This window comes from Microcystis sp. M113S1, from assembly GCF_020246945.1.
Taxonomy (GTDB): Bacteria; Cyanobacteriota; Cyanobacteriia; order Cyanobacteriales; family Microcystaceae; genus Microcystis.
Map to the genome: position 1 here is coordinate 1 of NZ_JADBSA010000270.1, position 6,772 is coordinate 6,772.

Annotated in this window: 8 protein-coding genes; 4 read left to right on the plus strand and 4 right to left on the minus strand. The window is 44.4% G+C overall.

Annotated features, from left to right (window positions below):
- Nucleotides 1-180, minus strand: a 180-nt coding sequence (locus IM319_RS13575; RefSeq protein WP_287735928.1) for a helix-turn-helix domain-containing protein, incomplete at its 3' end; no start/stop codon positions are given.
- A gap of 110 nt (nt 181-290) precedes the next feature.
- Here IM319_RS13575 and IM319_RS13580 point away from each other — a divergent pair.
- Nucleotides 291-1,232 carry a TIGR04168 family protein gene (locus IM319_RS13580; protein ID WP_287735929.1) on the plus strand — a complete coding sequence of 314 codons (942 nt, stop codon included), beginning with the start codon at nt 291-293 and terminating at the stop codon, nt 1,230-1,232.
- A gap of 127 nt (nt 1,233-1,359) precedes the next feature.
- On the opposite strand, the gene IM319_RS13585 is transcribed toward IM319_RS13580, so the two are convergent.
- On the minus strand, nt 1,360-2,301 hold the full coding sequence (locus IM319_RS13585) for a hypothetical protein (RefSeq protein WP_286824352.1): 942 nt from the start codon (nt 2,299-2,301) through the stop codon (nt 1,360-1,362).
- A 124-nt stretch (nt 2,302-2,425) separates the two neighbouring features.
- Entirely contained in the window at nt 2,426-2,968 is a 543-nt protein-coding gene (locus IM319_RS13590; RefSeq protein WP_287076188.1) for an NUDIX hydrolase, read from the minus strand.
- A gap of 107 nt (nt 2,969-3,075) precedes the next feature.
- On the opposite strand from IM319_RS13590, the gene ylqF reads away from it, so the two are divergent.
- Nucleotides 3,076-3,915 carry a ribosome biogenesis GTPase YlqF gene (gene ylqF / locus IM319_RS13595; protein WP_287735930.1) on the plus strand — a complete coding sequence of 280 codons (840 nt, stop codon included), beginning with the start codon at nt 3,076-3,078 and terminating at the stop codon, nt 3,913-3,915.
- A 161-nt stretch (nt 3,916-4,076) separates the two neighbouring features.
- Nucleotides 4,077-5,561: a glutamate synthase subunit beta gene (locus IM319_RS13600; protein WP_287077928.1), complete on the plus strand. Its 1,485-nt coding sequence runs from the start codon at nt 4,077-4,079 to the stop codon at nt 5,559-5,561.
- Between the two features lie 157 nt (nt 5,562-5,718).
- On the opposite strand, the gene IM319_RS13605 is transcribed toward IM319_RS13600, so the two are convergent.
- Nucleotides 5,719-6,459 (minus strand): response regulator transcription factor, encoded by a 741-nt coding sequence (locus IM319_RS13605; protein ID WP_286824351.1) that lies wholly within the window; start codon nt 6,457-6,459, stop codon nt 5,719-5,721.
- A gap of 89 nt (nt 6,460-6,548) precedes the next feature.
- On the opposite strand from IM319_RS13605, the gene IM319_RS13610 reads away from it, so the two are divergent.
- On the plus strand, nt 6,549-6,674 hold the full coding sequence (locus IM319_RS13610; protein WP_287735931.1) for a hypothetical protein: 126 nt from the start codon (nt 6,549-6,551) through the stop codon (nt 6,672-6,674).
- Nucleotides 6,675-6,772: the final 98 nt, after the last annotated feature.

The following is a 6,772-nucleotide window of genomic DNA, read 5'->3' on the forward strand; positions in this document are numbered from 1 at the left end:
CCAATCGGTTAGCATTGAAGAGGTTTCAGTATATCCTACTCTTTCTTGCTTTTCATACCAAGCTTGTGTTCTGACATGGAGAGCTTTATTGTAAACTAATCTTACACAGCCCAAAGTGCGCCGCAATAGCGACTCTTGTTCTGGTGTGGGGTAAAATCGAAACGAATAGGCTTTTTCCATGGGGAGCATTTTAGCATATATTCCGTAAATGTGCTAATATTTAACGGTAAAGCCGTCGTAGAACGACGGGGTTTCAGACCCAAATTTTCGATGATAGTTAATAACCGGTAATGGTAAGTTCTTTCCCTCGCACCTATAAAATCGCCGTCATCGGTGACGTTCACGACCAATGGGAAATAGAAGATAATTTAGCACTAGAAGCTTTACAAGTCGATTTAGCCCTATTTGTCGGTGATTTTGGCAATGAATCCCTAGAAATTGTCGGTCGGATTGCTAGTTTGTCCTTACCAAAAGCCGTTATTCTCGGTAATCATGACGCTTGGTATAGCGCCACCCCCTGGGGACGAAAACAATGTCCGTACGATCGCGATCAAGAAGATCGTGTCACCGCCCAGTTAGAATTATTAGGGGTTGCTCATGTGGGTTACTCAAAACTAGACCTACCCGGTTTACAGCTTTCGATTGTTGGGGGTCGTCCCTTTACTTGGGGGGGTTCCGAGTGGAAAAATGGAGAATTTTTGCAAGAACGCTATAATATAAGCAATTTTGCCGAATCTACCGCCAAAATTATCGCTAATATTCAAGATACTGCCTATAATAACCTGATTTTTTTAGGTCACAATGGTCCGGCTGGACTGGGAAAGGAAGCGGAAGCTATCTGTGGTCGCGATTGGCAACCTTTGGGAGGGGACCACGGGGACCCAGATTTAGCAGCGGCCATCGAACAAGCACAGCTATTAGGAAAACAGGTTCCTCTCGTCAGTTTCGGTCATATGCACCACCGTCTCCGTCATACCACTTCCCGTTTACGCAATCCAGTGGTCACTTCCGAAATGGGAACCGTTTATTTGAATGCTGCTAGTGTCCCTCGCATTCTCCACTCCGATACGGGTAAATCTCGCAATTTTTCCCTAGTCACTCTTGAAGAAGGTCTAGTCACAGAAGCATCTTTAATCTGGTTGAACGATAATTTCGAGATTATCAGTAATAGAAAACTTTATCACTCCGGGTCATCAATCGATCGCCTATCCGTTCCATCTTGTTATTCTTAAGTTTTGAAAATAGACCTTTTCTTAATCTCATGCGGTACAATCACTAATATCAGTTATCAGATATGAGTGTTCAGTTCACTGATTACTGTTCACTGATTACTGATAACTGAAAAAAGCTCCCCACTTCCTATAGATAGTTAATTTTTTGAGCGATTAGAGGTAAAGCAAGAGCGATAGCAACACTAACTATCATACCGATAAAAGCTTTCAAGGCATCCCCTAAAACCAGTTTACCCGTGGCGGCTAAATTAGGGTTTTCTCTGGTTAAAGTCAGAGAAATTTCTCGACCTCCTAATAAACCTAAAAATACCCAAGTGGTACTCATGGGAATATGATTATAGCTAACAAAAAACAGTAAAATTAGTCCATAAATTAAGTTAATAATTGTTGCAGAACGCAGATCATGGGCGTTAGTTTTGCTAGTGACAATTTTCTCGATTTGACCCCCGTGATTAATAAAAATGATGGTTTGCAGGAGTAGCATAACTGTTAGAGATAAAACTAACCATGTTGCCGCTAACTTTCTGGGAAGATAGGCGAAAATATTAGCAAAATCTTGCATTAACCATTGACTCCAGAGAAACCCGGTGGATAACCACTGTAAAACTACCCAGATTTTTTGAGGTTCTTTATTAACTGTTTCTAGGAAAAAGTTTTCTAATTGATAAATAATTCGATAGATTACTAACCCCACTATAACAGCAATAGCATAACCCCAAGCGGATTTAACTAACATTTCATCTAGAGATTGGGGAGCAAAAACTGTTAAAACCAAAAAGGTTGTACTCACAGGTATTCCCCAAGTGGTGAGAATTAAAATTGCTAAGGGAGGAACGATATAAATCCAAGTAAAAGTTTCTGGGAAGGGAATCATTTCTAGTCGATTATAAGCCACATCTCCCTGATTAATATACCAACCAGCGATAAAAATCGAGGCTAAGATTATACTGGTGTACAGCCATAAAATCCACCAGGGACGTTCTTCATTGGCACTTAAAAAAGTCCCTAAAGTTTGTAGGGAATCGTTGGCAACAATCGCATAAGCTGATAGAATAAAGCCAGCAATCATCAAAAAATTACTCATAGACAAGTGAAAAAAATAAAACTTAAAGTAATACAAATCCTGTTCAAACAGTAGAGAAAAGCGCCGAGGTAGGAGAGCGGGAAGTGGGGAAATTTCAACTAAAACCCTCTTAATTTTGCTTTAAAAAATCCCTCGCTAGATAGAAAGCAGCTAAACTACCGGAGACGGTAATTTCCTGCGGATTAATTTCCTGTAAAGGTCGAATAATAACTTCAATTTCCTCGGTAATATCTAACTTTTGTTGACCTGTGGGAGTAGCATTAAGAGCCAAAAAAATATGAATTCTGTTAGTATCTTTAACGGGATTATCGTACAAAACAGCCAGAGGTATTAGAGAATCACTTTGATAACCGGTTTCCTCCTCGAATTCCCGACGCGCTGCCGCATTAATATTATCTTCACCCGCATCTACTGCTCCAGCGGGAAATTCCAATAAAATTTCCTTAACTCCGTGACGATATTGACGGACAAAAACCAATTGATTATCCCCAGTAACTGGAACAACTAAAACAATTTCAGGACGAATATTAACGAAATAATCATCGATAACTTGTCCAGAGGATAACCTCACCGCGTCTTGACGGACTTGACACCAACGATTCTGAAAAACTAGCTCGGATTTAATAATTTGCCATTTTTTTAAATTAGTCATCGACAATCCTGTTATAATTGCAGTGAAATTACTAAACTTTTTCCCAGATAATTATAGCTATCTAGGGACTATTCCTGATAAAATTTAATTTTATACTCCCATCTCCCATGTCGTTAATTCAATGGTATCCCGGTCATATTGCCAAAGCGGAAAGAAAACTCAAGGAACATCTTAAACTCGTGGATGTGGTCTTAGAAGTGCGCGATGCTCGCATTCCCTTAGCTTCCCATCATCCGCAGGTGGACGATTGGATTGGCAATAAACCGCGCTTGTTAATCTTAAATCGTCTCGATATGATTCCCGAATCTGCCCATCAACAATGGGTAACATGGTTTAAAAGTCAAGGAGAACCCATCTATTTTACTAACGCTAAACAGGGAGAAAGAGTTAAAGCAATTATCAAAGCGGCGGAAAAAATTGGCGATGAAATTAACCAAAAACGCCAACTAAGAGGAATGTTACCGCGTCCAGTGCGCGCCGTGGTGATCGGGTTTCCCAATGTGGGCAAATCTGCCCTGATTAACCGTTTATTAGGGCGAAAAGTCGTCGCCAGCGCCCGCAGGGCCGGAGTAACGCGACAATTACAATGGGTAAGAATTTCCGACACCTTAGAATTATTAGACGCGCCGGGGGTGATTCCTTCCCGTTTAGATAATCAAAGGGATGCGGTGAAATTAGCCATCTGTGAGGACATTGGCGATGCTGGTTATGATAACCAAAGGATAGCGGCGGCTTTTGTCGATTTATTAATAGAATTACAGTATGAAGGTCTTTTACAATCTCGTTACGGGTTGAATACTCTAGACATGACCGGGGAAGATTTTATCGAAAAATTGGCCAATCTCAAATATCAAGAAGATAAAGAAAGGGCAGCCATGCAGTTACTCAATGATTTTCGTAAGGGAATAATCGGGGCTATCCCGTTAGAATTGCCCCCTTCCTCTTGAAATCGCCTGTTTTTAACTCAATAGTTAATTCCCGAATTTGTCAAAATTACCGCCTTTTAGTCCACTGAGCTGCCGATAAGATTAAAGAAATCGGTAAAGTTGCGAGGATCGATCGAACCCTGAAGGAAGATAGGGAATAAACGACAGAGACAAAAAAGACTATGGGCAAACCGACTGGCTTTATCGAATTCCTGCGTGAACTTCCTTCCGAACTTACCCCTCTCGATCGCCTTCATAATTGGGATGAGTTTCATCTTCCCATGCCTGAGGATAAACTCCGCAATCAGGCCGCCCGTTGTATGGATTGTGGTACACCATTTTGTCACACCGGAACGCTCATTAGTGGCATGGCCAGTGGTTGCCCAATTAATAACCTGATTCCCGAATGGAATGATTTAATCTATCGAGGATTGTGGCGAGAAGCCCTCGATCGCCTTCATAAAACCAATAATTTCCCCGAATTTACCGGTAGAGTCTGCCCCGCTCCCTGTGAGGGTTCCTGTGTTCTCGGTATTCATAATCCCCCCGTTACGATCAAAAATATTGAATGTTCAATTATCGACAAAGGTTGGGAATCCGGTTGGATTACTGCCAATCCCCCCGCAATCCGTACCGGCAAAAAAGTGGCCGTAATTGGTTCAGGACCTGCGGGATTGGCGGCCGCCGACCAGTTAAATAAAGCCGGTCACTGGGTGACAGTTTATGAACGGGCCGATCGTCCCGGAGGGCTATTAATGTACGGTATCCCCAACATGAAGTTAGATAAGGAAGAAGTGGTTCTGCGTCGTCTCCAGATACTCGCACAGGAAGGGGTAAAAATGGTCTGTAGCACGGAAGTGGGCAAGGATATCAGCGCTCAAGACCTATTAAACGAATACGATGCCGTCGTTATCTGTACCGGGGCCACCAAACCCCGGGATTTAAACATCGAAGGTCGCCAATTAAAGGGCATTCACTTCGCCATGGAGTTTCTCACTGCTAATACAAAGGCACTATTAGACGGACAGCCCGGGGAGGATTTTATCTCGGCCGCAGGTAAAGACGTAGTAATTATCGGCGGTGGCGACACGGGAACCGACTGTGTGGGGACTTCCCTGCGTCATAACTGCCGTAGCGTCACCCAATTAGAGATCATGCCGCAACCGCCCCGAGAACGGGCCGCCGATAATCCCTGGCCCGAATGGCCGAAAATCTACCGTCTGGACTATGGACAAGAGGAAGCGGCCGCGCGTTTTGGCGATGACCCCCGGGTTTATACCACCACAGCGACTAAATTCGAGGGGGATAGCGAGGGCAACGTCACAGGGATTCACACGGTACAGGTGGAATGGCAACGCAACGAAAAAGGGCAGTTTATCCCCCAACCGGTAGCAGGAACAGAAAAAGTCATCCCGACGCAATTGGTTCTATTAGCCATGGGATTTTTGGGACCAGAACAGCCTTTACTCGATGATTTAGGCTTAGAAAAGGATGCCCGCAGCAATATCAAGGCCGAACACGGTCAATTTGCCACTAGCTTACCGAAAGTCTTTGCAGCAGGGGATTGTCGTCGTGGTCAAAGTTTGGTGGTTTGGGCGATTAATGAAGGTCGCGGGGCCGCCAGGGAATGCGATCGCTTTTTGATGGGGGCGACGGACTTACCTTAAACCAGTAGTTACTGTTTTCCCCTTGTTATAGTCATGTCCAAAAAGAGGCCTCAGCCATAGCCATCAAAACCCAACCGCCGGTCAAACCCTCTCAATCTGAACAGGAGGAGCGAGGAAACAATTGTCCCTATTGCCTATCTAGACAATCGCTCCCTGTTTAAACCGTTGCCACCGATGAATCAAGCACCAACTGTTCATTGGTGGGTAACTCCAGACAATAACCCGCACCGTAAACGGTTTTAATATAGCGAGGATGACGGGGATCGGGTTCTAGTTTCGTTCTCAGATGGCGAATATGAACCCGAATAGTCTCGATATCATCATCGGGATCGTATCCCCAGACCTCCTTGAGAATATCACTAGGGGAAACGGTTTGACCGTGACGTTGGAGAAGACAGTGGAGTAACTCGAATTCTAGATGGGTTAACTTGACCACACTGTCAAACCAGACCGCCTCAAAACGTTCGGGAACAAGGGTTAAAGGTCCAAAACTGAGTATTTCTGAGTGTTTAGCGGCTTGGGGAATGCGATCGGTGCGTCTAAGGAGGGCGCGCACCCTAGCTAACATTTCCTCCACCTCGAAAGGTTTGGTCAGGTAATCATCAGCACCCGCATTAAAACCTTCCACTTTATCTTGGGTTTGTCCTAAGGCTGTGAGCATCAAAATCGGGATGTCGGACGTGCGTTCATCTCGTCGCAAACGCTGACAGACAGTAAAACCATCGACTTTGGGCAGCATTAAATCCAGCATGATTAAATCGGGTTGTAACTGGACGGCCAAGGCCTGGCCTTTAATCCCGTCCTCTGCCGGATTAACGTCATAACCCGCCATCTCCAAGTTGATGGAGACTAATTCCGCGATCGCAGGATCATCATCGATTACAAGTATTCGGGGCATTACCAGAGTGTTATGACTAAGGGTTTGGGTAGGGAGTTGCTAAATGTGTTCTTACTGACATCGCGACTAGAGCTTTGTCTCTCAAGGGCTTGAGTTTAGCACAACTTGACATCCTCGCCGCCGTACAACGGACGGCGATTCCTCACCACGCCACTTTTTTAGGGTGGTCGCTGAACGGGGTTGACGCAGATAGCGAAAAACGCTTAATTGCTTAAGTCTGACACTTTCGACCCGTCCGTTTTCAGTGTCCGAATGCCGGACGGCCACTTTGAACAAGTCGAAAAAATCTCATGTTCAACCTTATTTCCTAGAA